Annotated in this window: 21 protein-coding genes; 19 read left to right on the top strand and 2 right to left on the bottom strand. The window is 62.6% G+C overall.

Features of this window, described 5'->3' with window-relative positions; all coding sequences use genetic code 11:
• The first annotated feature begins 24 nt into the window (after positions 1-24).
• The 3 genes from acnA (at position 25) to BM382_RS24945 (ending at position 5,517) form a co-directional block, all read left to right on the top strand.
• Entirely contained in the window at positions 25-2,766 is a 2,742-nt protein-coding gene (gene acnA, locus BM382_RS24955; RefSeq protein ID WP_047284949.1) for an aconitate hydratase AcnA, read from the top strand.
• A 176-nt stretch (positions 2,767-2,942) separates the two neighbouring features.
• Complete coding sequence (locus BM382_RS24950; protein WP_019094612.1) at positions 2,943-3,734, top strand: CPBP family intramembrane glutamic endopeptidase; 792 nt, start codon at positions 2,943-2,945, stop codon at positions 3,732-3,734.
• A 217-nt stretch (positions 3,735-3,951) separates the two neighbouring features.
• A complete protein-coding gene (locus BM382_RS24945) occupies positions 3,952-5,517 on the top strand; it encodes a methyl-accepting chemotaxis protein (protein WP_011060247.1) in 1,566 nt (521 codons plus the stop codon).
• 168 nt (positions 5,518-5,685) lie between these two features.
• Here BM382_RS24945 and BM382_RS24940 read toward each other — a convergent pair whose 3' ends face one another.
• Positions 5,686-6,381, bottom strand: a complete 696-nt coding sequence (locus BM382_RS24940; RefSeq protein WP_072444157.1) for an alpha/beta family hydrolase — start codon at positions 6,379-6,381, stop codon at positions 5,686-5,688.
• A gap of 99 nt (positions 6,382-6,480) precedes the next feature.
• On the opposite strand from BM382_RS24940, the gene ccoN (BM382_RS24935) reads away from it, so the two are divergent.
• The 14 genes from ccoN (BM382_RS24935) to hemN all read left to right on the top strand — a co-directional run bounded on the left by ccoN (BM382_RS24935) (position 6,481) and on the right by hemN (position 20,776).
• The gene (gene ccoN / locus BM382_RS24935; RefSeq protein WP_011060245.1) at positions 6,481-7,905 is read left to right on the top strand and encodes a cytochrome-c oxidase, cbb3-type subunit I; all 1,425 of its coding nucleotides are present in this window, start codon (positions 6,481-6,483) and stop codon (positions 7,903-7,905) included.
• Between the two features lie 10 nt (positions 7,906-7,915).
• On the top strand, positions 7,916-8,524 hold the full coding sequence (ccoO, locus tag BM382_RS24930) for a cytochrome-c oxidase, cbb3-type subunit II (RefSeq protein WP_011060244.1): 609 nt from the start codon (positions 7,916-7,918) through the stop codon (positions 8,522-8,524).
• Positions 8,525-8,527: 3 nt separating this feature from the next.
• Entirely contained in the window at positions 8,528-8,758 is a 231-nt protein-coding gene (locus BM382_RS24925) for a cbb3-type cytochrome oxidase subunit 3 (protein WP_011060243.1), read from the top strand.
• Entirely contained in the window at positions 8,755-9,696 is a 942-nt protein-coding gene (gene ccoP, locus BM382_RS24920; protein WP_011060242.1) for a cytochrome-c oxidase, cbb3-type subunit III, read from the top strand. The genes BM382_RS24925 and ccoP (BM382_RS24920) overlap by 4 nt, the downstream gene beginning before the upstream one ends.
• Before the next feature lie 498 nt (positions 9,697-10,194).
• Positions 10,195-11,637, top strand: coding sequence for a cytochrome-c oxidase, cbb3-type subunit I (gene ccoN / locus BM382_RS24915; protein ID WP_011060241.1), 1,443 nt, complete (start codon positions 10,195-10,197; stop codon positions 11,635-11,637).
• A complete protein-coding gene (ccoO, locus tag BM382_RS24910) occupies positions 11,637-12,245 on the top strand; it encodes a cytochrome-c oxidase, cbb3-type subunit II (RefSeq protein WP_011060240.1) in 609 nt (202 codons plus the stop codon). Before ccoN (BM382_RS24915) ends, ccoO (BM382_RS24910) begins: the two co-directional genes overlap by 1 nt.
• A 5-nt stretch (positions 12,246-12,250) precedes the next feature.
• Positions 12,251-12,436, top strand: coding sequence for a CcoQ/FixQ family Cbb3-type cytochrome c oxidase assembly chaperone (locus tag BM382_RS24905; RefSeq protein WP_011060239.1), 186 nt, complete (start codon positions 12,251-12,253; stop codon positions 12,434-12,436).
• Complete coding sequence (ccoP, locus tag BM382_RS24900) at positions 12,433-13,410, top strand: cytochrome-c oxidase, cbb3-type subunit III (protein ID WP_011060238.1); 978 nt, start codon at positions 12,433-12,435, stop codon at positions 13,408-13,410. Before BM382_RS24905 ends, ccoP (BM382_RS24900) begins: the two co-directional genes overlap by 4 nt.
• 393 nt (positions 13,411-13,803) lie before the next feature.
• Entirely contained in the window at positions 13,804-15,219 is a 1,416-nt protein-coding gene (gene ccoG, locus BM382_RS24895; protein ID WP_019093855.1) for a cytochrome c oxidase accessory protein CcoG, read from the top strand.
• An 11-nt stretch (positions 15,220-15,230) separates the two neighbouring features.
• Positions 15,231-15,767: a FixH family protein gene (locus BM382_RS24890; RefSeq protein WP_011060236.1), complete on the top strand. Its 537-nt coding sequence runs from the start codon at positions 15,231-15,233 to the stop codon at positions 15,765-15,767.
• 99 nt (positions 15,768-15,866) lie between these two features.
• A complete protein-coding gene (locus BM382_RS24885) occupies positions 15,867-18,317 on the top strand; it encodes a heavy metal translocating P-type ATPase (RefSeq protein WP_065363453.1) in 2,451 nt (816 codons plus the stop codon).
• Positions 18,318-18,338: 21 nt separating this feature from the next.
• Positions 18,339-18,569 (top strand): cbb3-type cytochrome oxidase assembly protein CcoS, encoded by a 231-nt coding sequence (gene ccoS / locus BM382_RS24880; RefSeq protein WP_011060234.1) that lies wholly within the window; start codon positions 18,339-18,341, stop codon positions 18,567-18,569.
• The gene (locus tag BM382_RS24875) at positions 18,562-19,245 is read left to right on the top strand and encodes a sulfite exporter TauE/SafE family protein (RefSeq protein WP_011060233.1); all 684 of its coding nucleotides are present in this window, start codon (positions 18,562-18,564) and stop codon (positions 19,243-19,245) included. The genes ccoS and BM382_RS24875 overlap by 8 nt, the downstream gene beginning before the upstream one ends.
• 148 nt (positions 19,246-19,393) lie before the next feature.
• A complete protein-coding gene (gene hemN, locus BM382_RS24870) occupies positions 19,394-20,776 on the top strand; it encodes an oxygen-independent coproporphyrinogen III oxidase (protein WP_011060232.1) in 1,383 nt (460 codons plus the stop codon).
• Here the strand turns inward: hemN and BM382_RS24865 are convergent.
• The gene (locus BM382_RS24865; RefSeq protein WP_041774119.1) at positions 20,773-21,252 is read right to left on the bottom strand and encodes a hypothetical protein; all 480 of its coding nucleotides are present in this window, start codon (positions 21,250-21,252) and stop codon (positions 20,773-20,775) included. The two genes, hemN and BM382_RS24865, sit on opposite strands and share 4 nt — an antisense overlap.
• Before the next feature lie 153 nt (positions 21,253-21,405).
• Between BM382_RS24865 and fnrA the strand changes: the two genes are divergently transcribed.
• Together fnrA and BM382_RS24855 are read left to right on the top strand one after the other, a co-directional pair.
• Positions 21,406-22,140: a Crp/Fnr family transcriptional regulator FnrA gene (gene fnrA / locus BM382_RS24860; protein ID WP_011060230.1), complete on the top strand. Its 735-nt coding sequence runs from the start codon at positions 21,406-21,408 to the stop codon at positions 22,138-22,140.
• 81 nt (positions 22,141-22,221) lie between these two features.
• Positions 22,222-22,770, top strand: a complete 549-nt coding sequence (locus BM382_RS24855; protein ID WP_011060229.1) for an adenine phosphoribosyltransferase — start codon at positions 22,222-22,224, stop codon at positions 22,768-22,770.

Below are 22,770 nucleotides of genomic sequence, written 5' to 3'. Positions count from 1 at the left end.
GTGCGGGCCACAAGGAGTCATTCAATGCCATCCCTCGATAGCCTGAAAACCCTTAAGACCCTGAAAGTCGACGACAAGACTTATCACTATTTCAGCCTGCCGGACGCCGCCAGGAGCCTGGGCGATATCGACACCCTGCCCATGTCGCTGAAAGTCCTGCTGGAAAACCTGTTGCGCTGGGAGGACGACAAGACCGTCACCGGCGCCGACCTCAAGGCCATCGCGGCCTGGCTCAAGGAGCGCCGCTCCGACCGAGAGATCCAGTACCGCCCCGCACGGGTGCTGATGCAGGACTTCACCGGGGTGCCGGCGGTGGTCGACCTGGCCGCGATGCGCGCCGCCATGGCCAAGGCCGGTGGCGATCCGCAGCGGATCAACCCGCTGTCACCGGTGGACCTGGTGATCGACCACTCGGTGATGGTGGACAAGTTCGCCAGCAGCAGCGCCTTCGAGCAGAACGTCGATATCGAGATGCAACGCAACGGCGAGCGCTACGCCTTCCTGCGCTGGGGCCAGAGCGCCTTCGACAACTTCAGCGTGGTACCGCCGGGCACCGGCATCTGCCATCAGGTCAACCTGGAATACCTGGGGCGCACGGTCTGGACCAAGGACGAGGACGGCCGCACCTACGCCTTCCCCGACACCCTGGTGGGCACCGACTCCCACACCACCATGATCAATGGCCTTGGCGTACTGGGCTGGGGCGTGGGCGGGATCGAAGCAGAAGCGGCGATGCTCGGCCAGCCGGTGTCGATGCTGATCCCGGAAGTCATCGGCTTCAAACTCACCGGCAAGCTCAAGGAAGGCATCACCGCCACCGATCTGGTACTGACGGTGACCCAGATGCTGCGCAAGAAGGGCGTAGTGGGCAAGTTCGTCGAGTTCTATGGCGATGGCCTGGCCGACCTGCCCCTGGCTGACCGCGCCACCATTGCCAACATGGCCCCGGAATACGGCGCCACCTGCGGCTTCTTCCCGGTGGACGAGATCACTCTCGACTACCTGCGCCTGTCCGGGCGCCCGAGCGAGCTGGTGAAACTGGTGGAGGCCTACAGCAAGGCCCAGGGCCTTTGGCGCCTGCCGGGCAAGGAGCCGGTATTCACCGACAGCCTGGCCTTGGACATGGGCACCGTGGAGGCCAGCCTCGCCGGCCCCAAACGGCCGCAGGACCGGGTTGCACTGCCCAACGTTGCCCAGGCTTTCACTGACTTCCTCGACCTGCAGTTCAAACCCACCAGCAAGGAAGAAGGCCGCCTGGAAAGCGAAGGTGGCGGTGGTGTGGCGGTGGGCAACGCGGACCTGGTGGGCGAAGCCGACTACCAGTACGACGGCCAGACCTATCGCCTGAAAAACGGTGCCGTGGTGATCGCGGCCATCACCTCCTGCACCAACACCTCCAACCCCAGCGTCATGATGGCCGCCGGCCTGGTGGCGAAGAAGGCCGTGGAAAAAGGCCTGCAACGCAAACCCTGGGTCAAGAGCTCGCTAGCCCCAGGCTCCAAGGTGGTGACCGACTACTACAAGGCTGCCGGCCTGACGCCCTACCTGGACCAACTGGGCTTCGATCTGGTGGGCTACGGCTGCACCACCTGCATCGGCAACTCCGGCCCGCTGCAGGAGCCGATCGAGAAAGCCATCCAGCAGGCCGACCTCAGCGTGGCCTCGGTGCTGTCGGGCAACCGCAACTTCGAGGGCCGGGTGCATCCACTGGTGAAAACCAACTGGCTGGCCTCGCCGCCCCTGGTCGTGGCCTATGCCCTGGCGGGCACGGTGCGCATCGACATCAGCAGCGAGCCTCTGGGCCAGGGCAAGGACGGCCAGCCGGTGTACCTGCGGGACATCTGGCCCAGCAGCAAGGAGATCGCCGACGCCGTGGCCCAGGTCAACACTCGGATGTTCCACAAGGAGTACGCCGAAGTGTTCGCCGGGGATGCACAGTGGCAAGCCATCGAAGTGCCGCAGGCCGCCACCTATGTGTGGCAGGACGACTCCACCTATATCCAGCACCCGCCGTTCTTCGATGACATCGCCGGCCCGCTGCCGCAGATCACCGATGTCAGCGGCGCCCGGGTACTGGCCCTGCTGGGGGACTCGGTGACCACCGACCACATCTCCCCGGCCGGCAACATCAAGGCCGACAGCCCGGCTGGCCGCTACCTGCGGGACAAGGGCGTGGAACCGCGGGACTTCAACTCCTACGGCTCACGGCGCGGCAACCACGAAGTGATGATGCGCGGTACCTTCGCCAACATCCGCATTCGCAACGAAATGCTCGGCGGCGAGGAAGGTGGCAACACCTTGTACATTCCCACCGGCGAGAAGTTGGCGATCTATGACGCAGCCATGCGCTACCAGGCCGACGGCACGCCGCTGGTGGTGATCGCCGGCCAGGAATACGGCACCGGTTCGAGCCGCGACTGGGCGGCCAAAGGCACCAACCTGCTGGGGGTCAAGGCGGTGATCGCCGAAAGCTTCGAACGTATCCACCGCTCCAACCTGGTGGGCATGGGCGTCCTGCCCTTGCAGTTCAAGCTGGACCAGAACCGCAAGAGCCTGAAGCTGACCGGCAAGGAAACCCTGGACATTCTCGGCCTCAGCGGTACGGAACTGACGCCGCGGATGAACCTGACCCTGGTGATCACCCGTGAGGATGGCAGCCAGGAGAAGATCGAGGTGCTGTGCCGCATCGATACCTTGAATGAAGTGGAATACTTCAAGTCCGGCGGGATCCTGCACTACGTTCTGCGGCAACTGATTGCCTCCTGACGCTGCCTGAAAAAAACACCGCCTTCGGGCGGTGTTTTGCATTGGGCTGCCGTGCCAGGACGAGGTGGTTATACTGCGCGCCCGCCAAATCTGACTCACCGGTCGCAATGGCGACTACAGATCCGGCGCAGTACTACGTCTCTGCAATACCCATTCTTACGCAACAAGGATTCCCCATGACCGCTCTGCCATGGATGTACCTGGCACTTCTTTCCATTGGCTACGCCCTGGCCCTGAGCTACGGGCAACTGGGCCTGCTGGCCGCCCTGTCGATCTTGCTGCTGTTGGCTGCCGGCTTTGCCGTGCGCCAGCAACGCAGCCGCGTCGGCCAGTACCTGGGCCACGGCCTGTTCGTGGTGCTCGCCCTGGCCCTGGCCATGCACTGGCTGCCCGGGTTCTACAATGGCCGGGCCATCGACCCGCAACGCTTCACCGACGATGCCGTGCCCTTCTCCCTGTACCTGAATCAGGACAAGCCGCTGATCGGCTTCTGGCTGCTGCTGGTATGCCCGTGGATAGTCGGGCGGCGCTCACTGCGCCTGTCGCTGTATGCCACCGCCGTGGCCCTGGCTCTGTGTGCGGTAGCCGCACTGGGCGGCGCACTGCTGCTGGGCATGATCAATTGGGCGCCGAAATGGCCGGAGCAGGCCTGGCTCTGGGTGCTGAACAACCTGCTGCTGGTGACCCTGGTGGAAGAGGCGCTGTTCCGCGGCTATATCCAGGGCGGCCTGAGCCGGCGCTTCAAGGCCCTGCCCTACGGCGAGAACCTGGCGCTGCTGTGCGCGGCGCTGCTGTTCGGCCTGGTGCACCTGGGCGCGGGGTGGCAATGGACCCTACTGGCAGGCATCGCCGGCGTCGGCTACGGTCTGGCCTATCGTTTTGGCGGCCTGGGGGCGGCGATAGCCACTCACTTCGGTCTCAACCTGTTGCATTTCGGCCTGTTCACCTACCCGATGCTGGCCGGATAACCCGCCAGCTGTTTTACCAAACCAGTACTTCAGGACTATTGACTGCCAAGGAAGAAGGTCAATGATTAGCCCCTCGCCAACGCCGGCTGAAACCTGCCGGCGCTTTTTGCAAGCGACACATTCTGCCAATGAGACCCAGAGCCGATTATTGAAAAATAATTTCAATAATCGGTTGAAGCGGCCGACAACCTATCAAAGCCTTGCGGATTGAAAAACCATGCGTAATAACCAGCCTGTCACTCAGCGCGAACGTACCTTCCCGGCTCAACAACGGTTGATTTCCACCACCGACGCCAAAGGCGTGATCACCTACTGCAACGACGCCTTTGTCGAGATCAGTGGGTTCTCCCGTGAAGAACTGGTTCGCGCGCCGCACAACCTGGTCCGTCACCCTGATGTGCCGGCGGCGGTGTTCGCGCACATGTGGGGCACCTTGAAACAAGGCTTGCCATGGATGGGCATCGTCAAGAACCGCTGCAAGACCGGCGACCACTACTGGGTCAACGCCTATGTGACACCGGTTTTCGAAGGCAGCCAGGTGGTAGGTTACGAGTCGGTCCGGGTCAAGCCCACCGCCGAACAGGTGCGCCGCGCCGAAGCGCTTTACCAGCGCATCAACTCTGGCAAGTCGGCCATTCCCAAGCGTGACAAGTGGCTGCCTGTGCTTCAGGACTGGCTGCCGTTCATCCTGGTCAGCCAGCTGAGCTTCATGATCGGTGCCTGGCTCAACTCCCACTGGGGCTTCGCCCTGGCCGCCGCGCTCTCGGTGCCCCTGGGCCTGCTGGGCCTGAGCTGGCAGCAGCGCGGCCTCAAGCGCCTGTTGCGCCTGGCCGAGCAGACCACCTCCGACCCGCTGATCGCTCAGATGTACACCGACAGCCGCGGCGCCCAAGCCCGCCTGGAGATGTCGATCCTGAGCCAGGAAGCGCGCCTGAAGACCTGCCTGACCCGCCTGCAGGACACGGCCGAGCACCTCAACGAGCAGGCCCGCCAGTCCGACACCCTGGCCCATAACAGCTCCAGCGGCCTGGAGCGCCAACGGGTCGAGACCGAGCAGGTGGCCACCGCGGTCAACCAGATGGCCGCCACCACCCAGGAAGTGGCCAGCCACGTGCAACGCACCGCCGACGCAACCCAGGAAGCCAATCGCCTGACCGGCCGTGGCCGCGATATCGCCGGGGAAACCCGCGAAGCCATCCAGCGCCTGTCGGTGGTGGTGGGCGAAACCGGGCTGACAGTAACCCAACTGGCCAAGGACAGTGACGAAATCGGCGGCGTTGTCGACGTGATCAAAGGCATTGCCGACCAAACCAACCTGCTGGCCCTGAACGCAGCCATCGAAGCCGCCCGCGCCGGTGAAATGGGCCGCGGCTTTGCCGTGGTGGCCGACGAGGTGCGTCAGTTGGCACAGCGCACCAGTGAGTCCACCGGGCAGATCCATACCCTGATCGCCAAGCTGCAGCAGACAGCCGCCACCGCCGTGCAGACCATGGACGCCGGTCATCGTCAGGCCGAAGAAGGCGTGGCCCGGGTTCTGGAAGCCGACCAGGCACTGGTGGGCATCAGCGAAGCGGTGGCCAACATCACCGACATGACCACCCAGATCGCTGCCGCCACCGAAGAGCAAAGCTCGGTGGCCGAAGAGATCAGCCGCAACATCAGCACCATCGCGCAACTGGCGGACCAGACTTCGGAGCAGGCCCAGCATTCGGCCGAGCTCAGCGAAGCGCTGACCCGCACCGCACACACCCAGTACTCGCTGGTGGAGCGCTTCAACCGTTAAGCCCCCTAGGGCCGGCAACAAAAAACCGGAAGCCAAGGCTTCCGGTTTTTTTATGCCCGCAAATCCACCCGACAACCGTAGGAGCGAGCTTGCTCGCGATAAATCTTCACCGCGCTCCAAATTCGAAGGCCGGGTGAACGCTTCGCGAGCAAGCTCGCTCCTGCAGGATCAGCTCAACGCTTTCAGGAAGGCAGCAACCTTGAGCGCCGCAGATTCCAGATGCTGCCCATGGCTGAAACCCGAGGCCTTCAGGGGCTTGAGATCGTGATCAGCGGCCGCCAGCCAGTACAACTCGATACCGGGTGCCAATGTATAGGCCTCGACCGCCTGGCGATTGCCCAGGGCGTCACGCTCGCCCTGCACGATCAGGCTCGGCACTGACAGATCGGCCAGATGCGCCACCCGCGGTTTTTCCGGTTTGCCGGCGGCATAGAACGGATAGCCCAGGCACACCAATGCATCGGCCTGCAGTTCATCGGCCAGCAAACTGGCCATGCGCCCGCCCATGGACTTGCCGCCCAACGCCAACACCCCAGTGACATAAGGTCGCACCAGGGCATGCACCTCGCGCCAGCATTCCAGCAACCTGGGCGCCGGGTTGGGCGGGCGTTTGCCGCCGTCCAGGCGCCGCTGGGCCATGTAGGGAAACTCGAAGCGCAAGACGTTCACCCCATGCCCCGCAAGGCGTACAGCAATATCGTTCATGAACCCACTGTCCATGGGCGCGCCGGCGCCATGGGCGAGGATCAGGGTCGGCGCCGACTGCACCTCGACGCCCTGCGCGACATCCCACAACCAGCCCCGCTCCCGCACACACTGCGCCCATTGACCCCCGTCAATACTGGCCTTGTGCTCATTGCTCATGCTTGCCTCGCTTTTAGTCTGCCTATAACTCCAGACGAAGTGAGCGCGCCTTGCCGTGCGCAGTCGCTTTCACTTCAACTGAACCGTGGATGGGGAACCATGAACACTTCTATCAGTACCGCCTACAACTACAAGGTGGTCCGCCAATTCGCCATTATGACGGTGGTGTGGGGCATCGTCGGCATGGGGCTCGGGGTTTTTCTCGCTGCCCAGTTGGTCTGGCCCGAACTCAACTTCGATTTACCGTGGACCAGCTTCGGCCGTCTGCGGCCATTGCACACCAACGCGGTGATCTTCGCCTTCGGCGGCTGTGCGCTGTTTGCCAGCTCGTTCTACTCGGTGCAACGCACCTGCCAGACCACGCTGTTCGCGCCGAAAATCGCCGCGTTCTGCTTCTGGGGCTGGCAACTGGTGATCCTCCTGGCGGCCATCAGCCTGCCACTGGGCTACACCAGCTCCAAGGAATACGCCGAACTGGAATGGCCGATCGATATCCTGATCACCATTGTCTGGGTGGCCTACGCCATCGTGTTCTTCGGCACCCTGATGCAGCGCAAGACCAAGCACATCTATGTAGGTAACTGGTTCTTCGGCGCGTTCATCATCACCGTGGCCATCCTGCACATCGTCAACAACCTGGAACTGCCGGTCAGCTTCACCAAGTCCTACTCGGTGTATGCCGGTGCGACCGATGCGATGGTGCAATGGTGGTACGGCCACAACGCCGTGGGCTTCTTCCTGACCGCGGGCTTCCTGGGGATGATGTACTACTTCGTACCCAAGCAGGCCGAACGTCCGGTGTACTCCTATCGCCTGTCGATCGTGCACTTCTGGGCACTGATCACCCTGTACATCTGGGCCGGTCCGCACCACCTGCACTACACCGCGCTGCCGGACTGGGCTCAGTCCTTAGGGATGGTGATGTCGCTGGTTCTGCTGGCGCCGAGTTGGGGCGGCATGATCAACGGCATGATGACCCTCTCGGGCGCTTGGCATAAGCTGCGCAGCGACCCGATCCTGCGGTTCCTGGTGGTATCCCTGGCGTTCTACGGCATGTCGACCTTCGAAGGTCCGATGATGGCGATCAAGACCGTCAACGCCCTCTCCCACTACACCGACTGGACCATCGGCCACGTACACGCCGGCGCCCTGGGCTGGGTAGCGATGATCTCCATCGGCGCGCTGTACCACCTGATCCCGAAAGTCTTCGGCCGCGAGCAGATGTACAGCACCGGCCTGATCAACACCCACTTCTGGCTGGCTACCATCGGCACCGTGCTCTACATCGCTTCGATGTGGGTCAACGGTATCGCCCAGGGCCTGATGTGGCGTGCGGTCAACGAGGACGGCACCCTCACCTACTCCTTCGTCGAAACCCTGGTGGCCAGCCACCCAGGCTTCATCGTGCGACTGGTGGGTGGTGCGATCTTCCTCAGCGGCATGTTCCTGATGGCTTACAACACCTGGCGCACCGTGCGTGCCGCAGTGCCAGCCGAAGTCAACGCCGCTGCGCAGATGGCCTGAGGAGTCCGCCATGAAACACGAAACGATTGAGAAAAACGTCGGCCTGCTGATGCTGCTGATGGTCTTCGCGGTGAGCATCGGCGGTCTGACCCAGATCGTCCCGCTGTTCTTCCAGGACGTCACCAACAAGCCGGTGGAAGGCATGAAGCCCTACACCGCCCTGCAGCTGGAAGGCCGCGACATCTACATCCGCGAAGGCTGCGTACAGTGCCACTCGCAGATGATCCGTCCGTTCCGCGCCGAGACCGAGCGTTATGGTCACTACTCGGTGGCCGGTGAAAGCGTCTGGGACCACCCGTTCCTGTGGGGTTCCAAGCGTACCGGTCCGGACCTGGCCCGGGTGGGCGGTCGCTACTCCGATGACTGGCACCGTGCGCACTTGTACAACCCGCGCAACGTGGTGCCCGAGTCGAAGATGCCGGCCTACCCATGGCTGGTGACCGCACCGGTGGACAGCAGCCACACCGAAACCAAGCTCAAGGTCATGCGCACCCTGGGCGTGCCGTACACCGACGAAGACATCGCCGGCGCCACCGCCACGCTCAAGGGCAAGACCGAAATGGACGCGCTGGTCTCCTACCTGCAAGTGCTTGGCACTTCGATCAAGAGCAAGAGGTGAGCCATGGGTTTTGAACTCGATAGCGGCATGATCCGCGGCCTCGGGACCCTGGTGGTGATGATCGCCTTCATCGGCCTGTCGATCTGGGTGTTCAACTCAAAGCGCAATCCCGAGTTTGCCCAGGCCCGCCTGCTGCCCTTCGCCGATGACCCGATGCCGGGCACGGCACCGGCCGGTAACACAACTGATGACGCTCAACCTCAAGAGCCTGCAACAAGGAGCATTCGGCCATGACCACCTTCTGGAGTACGTGGATCTGCGTACTGACCATTGGCAGCCTGATCGGCCTGACCTGGCTGCTGGTCGGCACCCGCAAGGGCGAGACCAAGGGCAGCGTCGACCAGACCATGGGCCACGCCTTCGATGGCATCGAGGAGTACGACAACCCCCTGCCGCAATGGTGGTTCCTCCTGTTCGCCGGGACCCTGGTGTTTTCCGTTGGCTACCTGATCCTCTACCCGGGTCTGGGCAACTGGAAAGGCATCCTGCCGGGCTATGAAGACGGCTGGACCCAGACCAAGGAATGGGAAAAGGAGATGGCCAAGGCGGACGTGAAGTTTGGTCCGATCTTCGCCAAATTCGCGGCCATGCCGGTGGAAGAAGTGGCCAAGGACCCGCAAGCGCTGAAAATGGGTGGACGCCTGTTCGCCTCCAACTGCTCGGTCTGCCACGGTTCCGACGCCAAGGGTGCCTTCGGTTTCCCGAACCTGGCGGACGACAACTGGCGGTGGGGCGGCAGCGCCGACACCATCAAGGCCACCATCATGGGCGGCCGCATGGCGGCCATGCCGGCCTGGGGCGAAGTGCTCAAGGAAGCAGGCGTGAAGAACGTGGCAGCTTACGTTCGCCACGACCTGGCCGGCCTGCCCCTGCCAGCCGACAGCGATGCCGACCTGGTAGCCGGACAGCAAGCGTTCAGCACCACCTGCGTAGCCTGCCACGGCGCTGACGGCAAAGGCACCCAGATCATGGGCGCGCCCGACCTGACCCAGCCCGCCGGCTTCATCTACGGCACCAGCCTGGCCCAACTGCAACAGACCATCCGCCATGGTCGCCAGGGCCACATGCCAGCGCAGAGCGAACTGCTCGGCAATGACAAGGTGCAACTGCTGGCCGCCTACGTTTACAGCCTCTCCCACGGCAACAAGCCACAGGCTGAAAACACCCAGTAAGACGAGTCACGGCAAGCTGCGGGTTCCCGACTTGCAGCTTGCCGCTCGTGGTTCAACTTCCCGCTCCTTTGCGACCAAGTGTCGCACCCTCTCCCGCAGCGCGTTTGCACTCATCTGATTCAGGTCTAAGCTTGCCCCGATGGGGACTGGCACGGGCTGGTCACAGGCCAACGGTATCCGTGACGTTCGAAGCTTCTGCTCGATGACAGGCCGCAAAGGCTGGTTTATACCGGCTGTCGACTCTCTTACCGCCTGTCAGCTGATCCATCAGCTTCCACACACCCGGTTACAACCGACCTGACACCCCCCGTTTCCTGTCCATGGCGACAGCTTGTCCGAGGGCAATTTTTTGTCCCTACTCGGCATAGGGAAAGGCCGCAGAATCAGGCATGGAACGCATTGACCCAGGTCATAGCGCGTTGCAATGACCCCCTGCTTTCTCCATACTTGCGACCGATTTTTATCCCTAATAAAACACCCAAACCGTGGAACCTTAGAATGAGCACAGCAATCAGTCCGACTGCTTATAACTATAAGGTAGTCCGCCAGTTCGCCATCATGACGGTGGTCTGGGGGATCCTTGGCATGGGGCTCGGTGTCTTCATCGCCTCACAACTGGTATGGCCGGAGTTGAACTTCGGTCTGCCGTGGACGACGTTTGGACGCCTGCGCCCGCTGCACACCAACCTGGTGATCTTCGCCTTCGGTGGATGTGCATTGTTTGCCACCTCTTACTATGTCGTGCAGCGAACCTGCCAGACGCGACTGATTTCCGACAGCCTCGCGGCCTTCACCTTCTGGGGTTGGCAAGCGGTGATCGTCGGCGCGATCGTGACCCTGCCACTGGGTTACACCACCACCAAGGAATACGCCGAACTGGAATGGCCCCTGGCTATCCTGCTGGCGATCGTCTGGGTCACCTACGGCCTGGTATTCTTCGGCACCATCACCAAGCGCAAGACCAAGCACATCTACGTGGGCAACTGGTTCTACGGTGCCTTCATCGTGGTGACCGCGATGCTGCACATCGTCAACCACGCTTCCCTGCCGGTCAGCTTCTTCAAGTCCTACTCGGCCTATGCCGGTGCGACTGATGCGATGATCCAGTGGTGGTACGGCCACAACGCCGTGGGCTTCTTCCTGACCACCGGCTTCCTGGGGATGATGTACTACTTCGTACCCAAGCAGGCCGAGCGTCCGATCTATTCCTATCGCCTGTCCATCGTGCACTTCTGGGCGCTGATCACCCTGTACATCTGGGCCGGTCCGCACCACCTGCACTACACCGCGCTGCCGGACTGGGCCCAGTCCCTGGGCATGGCCATGTCGATCATCCTGCTGGCGCCAAGCTGGGGCGGCATGATCAACGGCATGATGACCCTCTCGGGCGCCTGGCATAAGCTGCGCACCGACCCGATCCTGCGCTTTTTGGTGGTATCCCTGGCGTTCTACGGCATGTCGACCTTCGAAGGTCCGATGATGGCGATCAAGACCGTCAACTCGCTCTCGCACTACACCGACTGGACCATCGGCCACGTACACGCCGGCGCTCTGGGCTGGGTAGCGATGATATCCATCGGCGCCCTGTACCACCTGATCCCGAAAGTCTTCGGTCGTCAGCAGATGCACAGCATCGGCCTGATCAACACCCACTTCTGGCTGGCTACCATCGGTACCGTGCTCTACATCGCCTCGATGTGGGTCAACGGCATCACCCAGGGCCTGATGTGGCGTGCAATCAACGATGACGGCACCCTCACCTACTCCTTCGTCGAAGCGCTGCAAGCCAGCCACCCGGGCTTTATCGTCCGTGCTCTGGGCGGTGCGTTCTTCGCCACCGGCATGCTGATCATGGCGTACAACGTGTTCCGTACCGTTCGCGCCTCGAACCCGGCTGAAGCTGAAGCCGCTGCTCAGATCGCTGTAGTTGGAGCTCACTGATGAAGCACGAAGTAGTCGAGAAGAATATTGGCCTGCTGGCCTTCTTCATGGTCATCGCCGTCAGCATCGGCGGCCTGACCCAGATCGTCCCGCTGTTCTTCCAGGACGTCACCAACAAGCCGGTGGAAGGCATGAAGCCGCGTACCGCACTGGAACTGGAAGGCCGCGACGTCTACATCGCCAACGGCTGTGTCGGCTGCCACTCGCAGATGATCCGTCCGTTCCGCGCTGAAACCGAACGCTATGGTCACTACTCGGTGGCTGGTGAGAGCGTCTGGGACCACCCTTTCCTGTGGGGTTCCAAGCGTACCGGCCCGGACCTGGCCCGAGTGGGCGGTCGTTACTCCGATGACTGGCAGCGTGCGCACTTGTACAACCCGCGCAACGTGGTGCCCGAGTCGAAGATGCCGGCTTATCCGTTCCTCGTAGAAAACAAGCTCGACGGCAAAGACACCGCGAAGAAAATGGAAGTCTTGCGCACGCTCGGCGTCCCTTACACCGACGAAGACATCGCCGGTGCCAAGGATGCCGTGAAGGGCAAAACCGAAATGGACGCGCTGGTGGCCTATCTGCAAGGCCTGGGCACCATCATCAAAAGCAAACGGTGATCTAGATGGATATCGGGATGATTCGTGGCCTGGGCACCCTTGTTGTGATGGTGGCCTTCATCGGTTTGGCGCTCTGGGTGTTCAGCCCCAAGCGCAAGTCCGAGTTTGAAGACGCAACCTTGCTGCCGTTCGCGGATGATCCCGACGCCATCAAGCACGTCGAGCAAGCTTCTAGGAGTAACAAAGAATGACTACGTTCTGGAGTCTGTACGTCACAGTCCTCAGTCTGGGTACCATCTTCGCCCTGACCTGGCTGCTGCTGTCGACCCGCAAGGGCCAGCGCGCCGAGCAGACCGACGAGACGGTCGGCCACTCCTTCGACGGGATCGAGGAGTACGACAACCCCCTGCCGAAATGGTGGTTCATGCTGTTCGTCGGCACCATCGTCTTCGCCCTGGGCTACCTGGTGCTGTACCCGGGCCTGGGCAACTGGAAAGGCGTTCTGCCGGGCTACAACTACCTCGATAACGAGAAGCAGACCCCGTTCGCCAACGGCCAGTCCGGCTGGACCGGCGTCCACGAGTGGGAAAAGGAAATGGCCAAGTCGGACGCCAAGTTCGGTCCGATCTTCGCCAAGTACGCTGCCATGCCTATCGAAGAAGTGGCCAAGGACCCGCAAGCCCTGAAAATGGGTGGCCGTCTGTTCGCATCCAACTGCTCGGTCTGCCACGGTTCCGACGCCAAGGGCGCCTATGGCTTTCCCAACCTGACCGACGCCGACTGGCGCTGGGGCGGCGAGCCGGAAACCATCAAGACCACCATCATGGGCGGCCGTCACGCAGTGATGCCGGCCTGGCTGGACGTGATCAAGGAACAAGGCGTCAGTGACGTTGCCGCCTATGTCCTGACCAACCTCGACGGCCGCAAGTTGCCGGAAGGCCTGAAGGCCGACCCGGTCAACGGCCAGAAGCTGTTCGCCGCCAACTGTGCGGTATGCCACGGTCCGGAAGGCAAAGGCACCCCAGCCATGGGCGCGCCTAACCTGACTCACCCGGCAGCCTTCATCTACGGTTCGAGCTTCGCCCAACTGCAGCAGACCATTCGTTACGGCCGTCAAGGCGTGATGCCAGCGCAGGAACAACTGCAAGGCAACGACAAGGTTCACCTGCTGGCGGCTTATGTCTACAGCCTGTCCCACGGTGACAAGCAGGCCGACGCCGAGTAAGACCGACGCCTGAAAGCAACACCCGACGGCCCCGCCAATCAACATTGGCGGGGCCGTTTTGTTTGCGCCTGGCATCGGCTGACGCTCAACGGCGGATCACCCTTTCCGGCAACCCGGTAGCCAGGATTCGACAATATGGCGGACTTCGAGACCTGCGGCGTACGCCTGCTCACTCCCTGGAAGAATTGAACGGCGCGACGTGCAAAAGGGTCCATAATCCACAAGTCAATTGATTCAAGTCATTACACCATCAGTTGATTTCTCCCAACGCGACCAAAGGTCGCACCCTTGCGCTAGAGCTACAGGCGTATCATTGCGCCACTGCAACACCCCTTTTGACCGCGGTCGGCACGCATCGACCGAGGCATTTTTCCACTGCCGTGGGATGCAATGATGAGCAACCAGATTCCCGTACAAGACGTTACCCCGCCTGCCAAAAACGCGACCAACAGCGTCGATCTCTACGCCTCCAGGGAAAAAATCTACACCCGCGCCTTCACCGGCCTGTTCCGCAATCTGCGCATGCTTGGCGGCGCCGGATTGTTCCTTCTGTACTTCGGTACCGTGTGGCTCAACTGGGGCGGCCACCAGGCTGTCTGGTGGAACCTGCCGGAACGCAAATTCTTCATCTTTGGCGCCACGTTCTGGCCCCAGGATTTCATCCTGCTCTCGGGCCTGCTGATCATCGCCGCCTTCGGCCTGTTCTTCATCACCGTCTATGCCGGCCGCATCTGGTGCGGCTACACCTGCCCGCAGAGTGTCTGGACCTGGATCTTCATGTGGTGCGAAAAGGTCACCGAAGGCGATCGCAACCAGCGCATCAAGCTGGACAAGGCGCCCATGAGCGCCAACAAGTTCCTGCGCAAATTCAGCAAGCACAGCCTCTGGCTGCTGATCGGCTTCGTCACCGGCATGACCTTCGTCGGCTACTTCTCGCCGATCCGCGAGCTGGTCATCGACTTCTTCACCGGCCAGGCCGATGGCTGGTCCTACTTCTGGGTCGGCTTCTTCACCCTGGCCACCTACGGCAACGCCGGCTGGCTGCGGGAACAGGTGTGCATCTACATGTGCCCCTATGCACGCTTCCAGAGCGTGATGTTCGACAAGGACACCCTGATCGTTTCCTACGACCCACGCCGTGGCGAAGCCCGTGGCCCGCGCAAGAAAGGCGCCGACTACAAGGCCCAGGGCCTGGGCGACTGCATCGACTGCACCATGTGTGTCCAGGTCTGCCCCACCGGCATCGACATCCGTGACGGCCTGCAGATCGAATGCATCGGCTGCGCAGCCTGCATCGACGCCTGCGACAGCATCATGGACAAGATGGAGTACCCCCGCGGGCTCATCAGCTACACCACCGAACACAACCTCTCGGGGCAGAAAACCCATAAACTGCGCCCGCGCCTGATCGGCTATGCCCTGGTGCTGCTGGCCATGATCAGCCTGCTGGTTGCGGCATTTTTCATGCGTTCGCTGGTGGGCTTCGATGTCAGCAAGGACCGGGTGCTGTACCGCGAAAACGCCGAAGGCCGGATCGAAAACGTCTACAGCCTGAAGATCATGAACAAGGACCAGCGCGATCACACCTATGTGCTGGACGCCTCCGGCCTGCCGGACCTGAAGCTGCAGGGCAAGCGCGAAATCCACGTGGTGGCCGGCGATATCGTCAGCATGCCGGTGGAGCTGTCGATTGCTCCCGAACAGCTGCCATCGACCACCAACGAGGTGAAATTCATCCTCAAGGATGCCGACGATGACAGCGTCCATGTTGAAGCCAAGAGCCGGTTCATCGGCCCACAAATTCGTTAAGAGAAGTGATCATGCCCGCAGCCACCGCCGCAAGCCCCTGGTACAAGCACCTCTGGCCCTGGATCATCATCGGCATCCTCGCCTGTTCCGTGACCCTGACCCTGTCCATGGTGACCATTGCCGTGAACAACCCGGACAACCTGGTCAACGACAACTACTACGAGGCCGGTAAAGGCATCAACCGCTCCCTTGACCGCGAGCTGCTGGCCCAGACCCTGAAGATGCGCGCCAACGTGCACCTCGATGAGCTGACCGGCGAAGTCGAACTGCGCCTGAGCGGTGACAGCCAGCCCAAGACCCTGGAGCTGAACCTGATCTCGCCCACCCAGCCGGAAAAGGACCGCAAGATCACCCTGGCCCGCAGCGAAACCGAACACGGGCGCTACATCGGCCAGTTGACCGATCAGGTCGAAGGGCGGCGCTTCGTCGAACTGCTGGGGGTCGAGGGCGACAAGACCTGGCGCATGTTCGAAGAAGAACAGGTCAGCCATGACAAGGACCTGCTGCTGGGCGACGAGCCCCTGCAAGGTGCCGAAGACCTGAACTGAGCAGTACCTGCCGTACATCGCCGGCCCGTCGCCTCCCCTGCCCTTGCAGCGGGACCGGTGCGCCGGCGATGAGTTTTTCCCACATAACAAAGACCGCCGATGACCACGCCACTGCCTTGCTACCACTGTGCCCTGCCGGTTCCTGCCGGTAGCCGGTTCACCGCCGTCGTGCTTGGCCAACCCCGGGAGTTCTGCTGCCCGGGCTGCCAGGCAGTGGCCGAAGCCATAGTCGCTGGCGGTCTGGAGCACTACTACAGCCATCGCAGCGAGGCCTCGGCCAACCCTGAAGCCCTGCCCGTGCAACTGGTGGACGAACTGGCGCTGTACGACCGCGCCGACGTGCAGCAGCCCTTTGTCCGGCACGAAGGCGAGCTGGCGGAAACCACGCTGCTCATGGAGGGCATCAGTTGTGCCGCCTGCGGCTGGCTGATCGAAAAACACCTGCGCAGCCTGCCAGCGGTGGCTGAAGCCCGGCTCAACCTGTCCAACCACCGCCTGCACGTGCGCTGGGCCGACAGCCAACTGCCCTTGAGCCAGGTGCTCAGCGAGCTGCGCCACATCGGCTACGCCGCCCACCCGTATCAGCCGGATCGCGCCTCCGAGCAACTGGCCAGCGAAAACCGCCTGGCCTTGCGCCAGCTGGGCGTCGCCGGCCTGCTGTGGTTCCAGGCCATGATGGCGACCATGGCCACCTGGCCGGAATTCAACATCGACCTGAGCCCCGAGCTGCATACGATCCTGCGCTGGGTCGCGCTGTTTCTCACCACGCCCATCGTCTTCTACAGCTGCGCACCGTTCTTCAAGGGCGCCATGCGCGATTTGCGCACCCGCCACCTGACCATGGACGTCTCGGTGTCTCTGGCCATCGGAGGGGCCTACCTGGCCGGCATCTGGACCTCCATCAGCGGCATTGGCGAGTTGTATTTCGATGCCGTCGGCATGTTCGCCCTGTTCCTGCTCGCCGGCCGCTACCTGGAACGCCGGGCCCGGGAGCGCACCGCGGCGGCTACCGCGCAACTGGTCAATCTGCTGCCAGCTTCCTGTCTGCGCCTGGATGAAGACGGCCAGAGTGAACGCATCCTGCTCAGCGAATTGCGCCTGGGCGACCGGGTGCTGGTGCATCCCGGCGCAGTACTGCCGGCAGACGGCAAGATCCTCGACGGCCAATCGAGCATCGACGAATCCCTGCTCACCGGTGAATACCTGCCGCAGCCCCGTGGCCTGGGCGATAGGGTGACCGCAGGTACCTTGAACGTCGAAGGTGCGTTGACAGTGCAGGTTCAGGCCCTGGGCCAGGACACCCGGCTATCGGCCATCGTGCGCCTGCTGGACCGGGCCCAGGCAGAGAAACCGCGGCTGGCGGAGGTTGCCGATCGTGCAGCCCAGTGGTTCCTGCTGTTCTCGCTGATCGCCGCGGCCGCCATCGGGCTGCTGTGGTGGCAATTAGACGCCTCACGGGCGTTCTGGATCGTCCTGGCCATGTTGGTGGCGACCTGCCCTTGTGCGCTGTCCCTGGCCACGCCCACAGCGCTCACCGCCGCCACCGGCACCTTGCACAAGCTCGGCCTGCTGCTGACCCGCGGCCATGTACTGGAAGGCCTGAACCAGATCGACACAGTGATTTTCGACAAGACCGGCACCCTCACCGAAGGGCGGCTGGCGCTGCGTTCCATCCGGCCATTGGGGGCCCTGTCCAGCGATGACTGCCTGAGCCTGGCCGCAGCCCTGGAAAACCGTTCCGAGCACCCGATCGCCCGGGCTTTCGGCCGTGCCCCAGTGGCCGCCGAGGAAGTTACCAGCAGCCCCGGCCTGGGCCTGGAAGGCCTGGTGGGCGATCAGCGTTTGCGCATCGGGCAACCAGCCTACGTTTGCCAGCTCAGTGGCTGTACCGCTCCGCCCATGCCCGATGAAGCCGGCCAATGGCTATTGCTCGGTGACAGCCAGGGGGCTCTCGCCTGGCTGGTGCTGGACGACCGCCTGCGCAGTGATGCTCCGGCCCTGCTGGCGGCCTGCAAGGCCCGTGGCTGGCACACCCTGCTGCTGTCCGGGGACAGCTCGCCGATGGTCGCCAGTGTCGCTGCGGAACTGCAGATCGACGAAGCCCGGGGCGGCCTGCGCCCCGATGACAAGCTGCAAGTGCTGCAACAGCTGCACCAGCAGGGCCGCAAGGTGCTGATGCTCGGCGATGGGGTCAACGATGTGCCGGTGCTGGCCGCCGCCGATATCAGCGTCGCCATGGGCTCGGCCACTGACCTGGCCAAGACCAGCGCCGATGCGGTACTTCTGTCCAATCGCCTGGACGCCCTGGTGCAGGCCTTCAGCCTGGCCCGCCGCACGCGCCGGGTGATCATCGAGAACCTGCTCTGGGCCGGGCTGTACAATGGCCTGATGCTGCCGTTCGCCGCCCTCGGCTGGATCACTCCGGTGTGGGCGGCGGTCGGCATGTCCATCAGTTCCCTGACCGTGGTGCTCAACGCCCTGCGCCTGACCCGCATGCCGCGGCCGGCCGACAGCGCCGACGCCCCCGAAACCCGCCCGTTGCCGGCCTGAGCCGCCGGGCCTGGAGTCCAGATGCCAGCTCTTTACGTGATGATCCCGGCCGCCCTGCTGATCGTGGCCATCGCCATCTACATCTTCTTCTGGGCGGTGGACAGCGGCCAGTACGACGATCTCGACGGCCCGGCCCACAGCATCCTGTTCGACGACCAGGACCCAAGCCACACCGCCGCGGTGGATGAGGCCAAGGGCCAACCGAGCAGCGAAGCCGACCCCGCCAGAAAATCGGAACCGCCCCATGCTTGAACTGGCCCCTCTGCTGGTCTCTGCGCTGATCCTCGGCCTGCTGGGTGGCGGCCACTGCCTGGGCATGTGCGGCGGCCTGATGGGCGCCCTGACGCTGGCCATCCCCCCGGAACAGCGCAGCCGACGCCTGCGCCTGCTGCTGGCCTACAACCTGGGCCGCATCCTCAGCTACGCCCTGGCCGGCCTGCTGCTGGGCCTGGCGGGCTGGGCTGTAGCCAACAGTCCACTGGCGCTGTTCATGCGAGTGCTGGCCGGGTTGCTGTTGATTGCCATGGGCCTGTACTTGGCCGGCTGGTGGAGTGGCCTGACCCGCATCGAAGGCCTTGGCAAGGGCTTGTGGCGGCATATCCAGCCGCTGGCCAGCCGCCTGTTGCCGGTTTCCAGCCTGCCCCGTGCATTGCTCCTGGGGGCGCTGTGGGGCTGGCTGCCGTGCGGTCTGGTGTACAGCACCCTGCTGTGGTCGGCGAGCCAGGGCAGCGCCCTGGACAGCGCGCTGTTGATGCTGGCCTTCGGCCTGGGCACCTGGCCCGTGCTGCTGGCCACCGGGCTGGCAGCCGAACGGATCACCGCCTTGCTGCGTCGGCGCAGCGTACGCATGGCTGGCGGCGTGCTGGTCATTCTCTTCGGCATCTGGACCCTGCCCGGCCCTCACCAGCACTGGCTGATGGGCCACTGACCCCGGGGAGGCGCCCGGCAACCGGGCCTGCACGCCTCGTCGGCACTGCTCCGGCGGCTCCCGAACACCCTTGATACAAGTCAAGATGGCCCTGGCCTGAACCTCCTAGACTCGCGAACACTGCCAGCCTATCCGGGGGAATTCCCGCATGCTCGACGCCATTCGTTGGGACACAGATCTGATCCGCCGCTACGACCTGGCGGGACCGCGCTACACCTCATACCCGACCGCAGTGCAGTTCAACAGCCAGGTCGGCGCCTTCGACCTGCTGCACGCCCTGCGCGACAGCCGCAAGGCGCAGCGCCCGCTGTCGCTGTACGTGCACATCCCGTTCTGCGCCAACATCTGCTACTACTGCGCCTGCAACAAGGTCATCACCAAGGATCGCAGCCGCGCCCTGCCCTACCTGCAGCGCCTGGAACAGGAGATGCAACTGATCGCCTGCCACCTGGCCCCCAACCAGCGGGTGGAACAACTGCATTTCGGCGGCGGCACCCCGACCTTTCTCAACCACGATGAACTGCGCCAACTGATGGCCCTGCTGCGCAAGCACTTCAACCTGCTGGACGACGACTCCGGCGACTACGGCATCGAGATCGATCCCCGGGAAGCCGACTGGTCGACCATGGGCCTGTTGCGGGAGCTGGGTTTCAATCGGGTCAGCATCGGCCTGCAGGATCTGGACCCGGCAGTGCAACGCGCGGTCAATCGCCTGCAAAGCCTGGACGAAACCCGGGCGGTGATCGAAGCGGCCCGCACCCTGCAGTTCCGTTCCATCAACATCGACCTGATCTACGGCCTGCCCAAGCAGACCCCGGAAAACTTCGCCCGCACCGTGGAAGAAGTCATCAGCCTGCAACCGGACCGGCTCTCGGTGTTCAATTACGCCCACCTGCCGGAGCGTTTCATGCCCCAGCGGCGGATCAACGGCAGCGAACTGCCTGCCCCGGCGGAAAAGCTGCAGATGCTGCAACGCACCATCGAACAGCTGACGGCTGCCGGCTATCGCTACATCGGCATGGACCATTTCGCCCTGCCCGATGATGAACTGGCCATTGCCCAAGAAGAGTCCACCCTGCAACGCAACTTCCAGGGCTACACCACTCATGGTCATTGCGACCTTATTGGGCTCGGTGTTTCAGCCATCAGCCAGATCGGCGATCTCTACTGCCAGAACAGCAGCGACCTGACGCACTATCAAAATGCCTTGGCTGGCGCACAACTGGCCACCAGTCGCGGCTTGGTATGCAACGCCGATGACCGTCTGCGCCGGGAAGTTATTCAGCAACTGATCTGCAACTTTAGTCTTAAGTTCGAAGAGATCGAACAGGCTTTCAATATCGACTTTCGCGGCTACTTCAATGAACTCTGGCCGGAACTGGAAGAGATGGCCGACGACGGCCTGATTGAACTTGGCAGCGAAGCAATCATCGTGCTGCCAGCCGGTCGCCTACTGGTGCGCTCGGTGTGCATGGTGTTCGATGCATACCTGGGCCAGCAGAACCGCCAGCGGTTTTCCCGGGTGATCTAGGATTTCATGATCAAGGATGCAGCCTTCATCACCTGCTCAGGGCTCAAGCCCGCTTCTTTCATTGCCTTGGCCAGGGAGGCATTGGCGGTCAGCAAACCGCCGTTGAGTATTGCCAGGGCAGATTGCAGGCTGCCGATCCGGACCTTGGTTTCTTCTGGGCTCAGGTGCTTGTCGGCCATGACCGCCTGGAGCTGGACGAGGGTCTCGGCAATCTGTTGTTGCAATTTTCTGATCATCTTGAGGATCTGCTGAATGTTTTCCGGCAGGCCGCTTTCCTCGATATCACTGTCACGCCCTTTGGCGGCGGCGGATTTGTTCAGGCCGGCGCCAGACAGCGACACTTTGACGCCCTCCCCGATCACTGGCTCTGCAACTAATGGAGAAACTCTTAGTTGCTCGTCAACCTGACTTGTCGAGGGCTCTTGAAGTGACTGCAAGTTATTGCTGCCATTAGTAATAGCGCCAACGGACGACATAATTTCAGCCTTCCAAGTTACTTTCGTTAACAGGTTATCGACCCATAAAAGGATAGCTTTACGACTAACAGTCAATACGGCACGGACTGGCCGGAACCTCCTCCCGTGAGTTACCCTTACGGCTTATGTGTGTTTTCCCACAAGGATTCTAGAATGTCCGAGCCAGTTAAACTGCGCGCTCACAACCAGGCCCATTGCAAGGATTGCAGCCTGGCACCCCTCTGCCTGCCACTTTCGCTGAATTTGGAAGACATGGACGCGCTGGACGAAATCGTCAAACGTGGCCGCCCATTGAAAAAAGGCGAATTCCTGTTCCGTCAGGGTGACGGCTTCGACTCGGTGTACGCCGTGCGTTCGGGCGCCCTGAAAACCTTCAGCCTGAGCGACAGCGGCGAAGAACAGATCACCGGCTTCCATCTCCCCAGCGAGCTGGTAGGCCTGTCAGGCATGGACACCGAAAGCCATCCCGTCTCGGCCCAGGCGCTGGAAACCACCTCGGTGTGTGAAATCCCCTTCGAACGCCTCGATGAGCTGGCACTGCAACTGCCACAGCTGCGTCGCCAGCTGATGCGGGTCATGAGCCGGGAAATCCGCGATGACCAGCAAATGATGCTGCTGCTATCGAAAAAGACCGCTGACGAGCGTATCGCCACGTTCCTGGTCAACCTGTCCGCGCGCTTCCGCGCCCGGGGCTTCTCGGCCAACCAGTTCCGCCTGAGCATGTCGCGCAACGAAATCGGCAACTACCTGGGCCTGGCCGTGGAAACCGTGTCCAGGGTGTTCACCCGTTTCCAGCAGAACGAGCTGATTGCCGCCGAAGGCAAGGAAGTGCACATCCTCGATCCGATCCAGCTCTGCGCCCTCGCCGGCGGCTCGGTGGAGGGCTGATCCACAGCCTGTGCGGCTGAGCCAGGCGGCTCGGTCGCGGGTATACTGGCGCGGCCTATTTGCCCGCCAGGACACCTGAAGATGGCCTTCGATTCCTTCGACATCAAATCCCTGATCCGCCCCGTCATCGACTTCCCGAAACCGGGCGTGATCTTCCGCGACATCACCCCCCTGTTCCAGTCTCCCCGGGCCCTGCGCCTGGTGGCGGACAGCTTCGCCCAGCGTTATGTCGAAGAAGACTTCAGCCACATCGGCGCCATGGACGCACGGGGTTTTCTGATCGGCTCGATCATCGCCTACCAGTTGAACAAGCCGCTGATCCTGTTCCGCAAACAGGGCAAGCTGCCGGCCGACATCCTGGCCGAGGGCTACCGGACCGAGTACGGCGAAGCCTTCATTGAAGTCCACGCCGACAGCTTGTGTGAAGGCGACTCGGTGCTGTTGATCGATGACCTGATCGCCACCGGTGGTACCCTGATCGCAGCCGCCAATCTGGTACGGCGCATGGGGGCGAAGGTCTATGAAGCCGCGGCGATCATCGACCTGCCGGAACTGGGCGGCTCGCAGAAGCTGCAGGACATGGGGATCCCGACCTTCTGCCTGACCCAGTTTTCCCTGACCGAACGCTAG

Origin of the sequence: Pseudomonas sp. NFPP25 (assembly GCF_900116505.1) — a bacterium.
Taxonomy (GTDB): domain Bacteria; phylum Pseudomonadota; class Gammaproteobacteria; order Pseudomonadales; family Pseudomonadaceae; genus Aquipseudomonas; species Aquipseudomonas protegens.
Note: the sequence above shows the minus strand (reverse complement) of the source record. Positions and strands in the feature narration are given on the sequence as shown.

Coding starts and splice junctions, on each gene's coding strand:
- BM382_RS24890 (WP_011060236.1), top strand. CDS start 15,231: ATGCCCGCAGCCACCGCCGCAAGCCCCTGGTACAAGCACCTCTGGCCC.
- ccoO (WP_011060240.1), top strand. CDS start 11,637: ATGAAGCACGAAGTAGTCGAGAAGAATATTGGCCTGCTGGCCTTCTTC.
- ccoG (WP_019093855.1), top strand. CDS start 13,804: ATGAGCAACCAGATTCCCGTACAAGACGTTACCCCGCCTGCCAAAAAC.
- BM382_RS24925 (WP_011060243.1), top strand. CDS start 8,528: ATGGGTTTTGAACTCGATAGCGGCATGATCCGCGGCCTCGGGACCCTG.
- ccoP (WP_011060238.1), top strand. CDS start 12,433: ATGACTACGTTCTGGAGTCTGTACGTCACAGTCCTCAGTCTGGGTACC.
- acnA (WP_047284949.1), top strand. CDS start 25: ATGCCATCCCTCGATAGCCTGAAAACCCTTAAGACCCTGAAAGTCGAC.
- BM382_RS24875 (WP_011060233.1), top strand. CDS start 18,562: ATGCTTGAACTGGCCCCTCTGCTGGTCTCTGCGCTGATCCTCGGCCTG.
- ccoS (WP_011060234.1), top strand. CDS start 18,339: ATGCCAGCTCTTTACGTGATGATCCCGGCCGCCCTGCTGATCGTGGCC.
- BM382_RS24855 (WP_011060229.1), top strand. CDS start 22,222: ATGGCCTTCGATTCCTTCGACATCAAATCCCTGATCCGCCCCGTCATC.
- BM382_RS24940 (WP_072444157.1), bottom strand. CDS start 6,381: ATGAGCAATGAGCACAAGGCCAGTATTGACGGGGGTCAATGGGCGCAG.
- BM382_RS24865 (WP_041774119.1), bottom strand. CDS start 21,252: ATGTCGTCCGTTGGCGCTATTACTAATGGCAGCAATAACTTGCAGTCA.
- ccoN (WP_011060245.1), top strand. CDS start 6,481: ATGAACACTTCTATCAGTACCGCCTACAACTACAAGGTGGTCCGCCAA.
- BM382_RS24950 (WP_019094612.1), top strand. CDS start 2,943: ATGACCGCTCTGCCATGGATGTACCTGGCACTTCTTTCCATTGGCTAC.
- ccoO (WP_011060244.1), top strand. CDS start 7,916: ATGAAACACGAAACGATTGAGAAAAACGTCGGCCTGCTGATGCTGCTG.
- fnrA (WP_011060230.1), top strand. CDS start 21,406: ATGTCCGAGCCAGTTAAACTGCGCGCTCACAACCAGGCCCATTGCAAG.
- ccoN (WP_011060241.1), top strand. CDS start 10,195: ATGAGCACAGCAATCAGTCCGACTGCTTATAACTATAAGGTAGTCCGC.
- BM382_RS24905 (WP_011060239.1), top strand. CDS start 12,251: ATGGATATCGGGATGATTCGTGGCCTGGGCACCCTTGTTGTGATGGTG.
- ccoP (WP_011060242.1), top strand. CDS start 8,755: ATGACCACCTTCTGGAGTACGTGGATCTGCGTACTGACCATTGGCAGC.
- hemN (WP_011060232.1), top strand. CDS start 19,394: ATGCTCGACGCCATTCGTTGGGACACAGATCTGATCCGCCGCTACGAC.
- BM382_RS24885 (WP_065363453.1), top strand. CDS start 15,867: ATGACCACGCCACTGCCTTGCTACCACTGTGCCCTGCCGGTTCCTGCC.
- BM382_RS24945 (WP_011060247.1), top strand. CDS start 3,952: ATGCGTAATAACCAGCCTGTCACTCAGCGCGAACGTACCTTCCCGGCT.